Consider the following 2,399-nt stretch of genomic DNA (forward strand, 5'->3'; position numbering starts at 1 on the left):
AAAGCAATTGGATTTTTCGTTTTTCATTTTTCACTTAAACACGCACTGCGTTTGCATATGACTCTAACTCCTAGCCAACTCTGTTGGCGATAACTACTATAACTCCTTTAACTCCTAATTCAACTCCTAGTCCAACTCCTTTAACTCCTGACAAGAACGTAATTATGAAATTCTAGCTTACTTCCAGTCCGAGTATTTCGCTTAGTCGTTCGAAGGCCTTGTTTGTATTTTTCAGTTCGTCAAAGCGTTCGCGGTTTGTCGGTATGCGCTTTATCTCTTCAGGCTTTGCCAGTCTTAGCGTCAGTGTTATGTCGCTGTTTCTGAGGGCCTTTATCAGCGTGTTGCGTATTCTGCCCTTAATCTTGTTTATCTCTTCTAGCAGAATCTCGTTGTCAACCACCACCTCGATGTTCGGAAAATCCTTTATTGTCGGCATCATGTTCTTCATGCGCGCCGCTATTCCCGTCATCTGCTGCGGCATACGGTTGCACATGCCTACCCATTGCGTCAGCATCTCGTCCTCTGTGAACGTGTTGTGCTCACCGTTGTCCACCACCTCTACGTCCTGCTCCGCCACCATCTGCGGCTCTTCGCCCTGACGTCTCAGGTTGGCAAACGTCTTGCCGATGCTGCCCAGTTTCAGGTTGCGCAGCTTCGTTGTTGTTGCCGGCTGTGCGGCCTTTGCTCCGTCGCCGTTGCTCATGCTGTTGTCGGTGCTGCTGCCTTCGCTTGCAGACACGACACTCTCTGCCGCCTTCTCGGCATTGTGCTTGGCAATGGCCGTATGGCGGTTAACGCTGGGCTCGGCCGCGGCCACCTGCATAGCCGCCTTTGGCCTTTCGCCCATAAGTCTTTTAAACAGGGATTTCAGTCTCTTAGGGCAACGCCCCGAGGCAGCCCCTTCGTCGTCAGGCTGAGTTATCTGCGCTATCTCTATCAGCGTCAGCTCCACCAGCAGTCTCTTGTTGCTGCTCTGGCGGTAGTTTATGTCGCAGTCGTTGATAATACGCAGCGCCTTATACAGAAACGCCGAACTGCATTTGGCAGCCTGCGCCTTGTATTTCTCCGTCTGCGATGCACTCGCCTGCAGCAGCGGCAGCGTCTGTTCGTCCTTTGCCATCATCACGTTGCGCACGTGCACCGCCAGTCCGTTTATCAGGTGTCCGCCGTCGAAGCCCTTGTTTATTATGTTGTTCAGCAGCACCATCACGTCTGCCGCCTTGTTCTCCAGGCACAGGTCGATGATGTTAAAGTAGTTGTCGGCGTCGAGCACGTTCAGGTCCTCAATCACCTTTTTATATGTGATGTTGCCCTGACAGAAACTTGCAGCCTGGTCGAACACCGACAGCGCGTCTCTCATTCCGCCGTCAGCCTTCTCCGCTATCACGTTCAGCGCCTCTTCCTCGTAAGTTATGCCTTCCTTGTCGGCCACCATCTTCAGGTGGTTGATGATGTTGGGCACCGTCATGCGCTCAAAGTCATAAATCTGACAGCGTGATATGATGGTAGGCAGAATCTTGTGCTTCTCTGTCGTCGCCAGGATGAATATCACGTGTGCAGGCGGTTCCTCAAGAGTCTTCAGAAAGGCGTTGAATGCCGCTGTCGACAGCATGTGCACCTCGTCGATGATAAACACCTTATACTTACCCACCTGCGGCGGTATTCTTGTCTGTTCCATCAGAGCCTTGATGTTCTCCACCGAGTTATTGCTGGCAGCGTCGAGCTCAAAGATGTTATACGAGCGCTGTTCGTTGAACGCCTTGCAGCTTTCGCATTCGTTGCAGGCCTCACCTTCAGCAGTAGGGTTCTGGCAGTTGATGGCCTTGGCAAAGATACGTGCGCATGTAGTCTTGCCCACGCCCCTTGGTCCGCAGAACAGGTAGGCATGAGCCAGCTTTCCGCTCTTCACCGCGTTTTTCAGCGTAGTGGTAAGAGCTGCCTGTCCCACAACCGAGTCGAAGGTCATAGGTCTGTATTTGCGCGCAGAAACAATATATTCTTTCATAATACAAAAAAATCAAAGCGAAGATAACGTCCTCATTGCGTGTGCGTAATCCTCAAGCCATGCTTGAATGTTATGCTGAGATGCCGCATATCTTATGCAAAGATACTTCAAATCGTACGAAAAACAAAATCTTATCAAATGTTTTGATTTATGTCTGACGTTTTTGTGGTTCTTGTTAGAAATTAAATAAGCACAACGTTTGGTGTTATTTCTGCGGATCTGCGCTTTTGTCAGGAGTTAAAGGAGTTGGATTAGGAGTTAAAGTCATATGCAAACGTAGTACGTGTTTAAGTGAAGAATGAAAATTGAAGAGTGAAAAATCCAAATGCATTGTTGTCTTTTTTCGCAAGCACTACGTTTGCTATTGTGCCGGCGGATCTGTGCTCCGCCGGAA

The 2,399-nt window shown here is 49.6% G+C and carries 1 protein-coding gene; it reads right to left on the minus strand.

What is annotated here, in order from left to right; genetic code table 11:
* Positions 1-172: 172 nt before the first annotated feature.
* Complete coding sequence (locus tag QVO66_RS03530; RefSeq protein WP_288172539.1) at positions 173-2,005, minus strand: DNA polymerase III subunit gamma/tau; 1,833 nt, start codon at positions 2,003-2,005, stop codon at positions 173-175.
* Between the last annotated feature and the right edge of the window lie 394 nt (positions 2,006-2,399).

The organism is Prevotella sp. CAG:255 (assembly GCF_000431195.1).
Lineage (GTDB): Bacteria > Bacteroidota > Bacteroidia > Bacteroidales > Bacteroidaceae > Prevotella > Prevotella rara.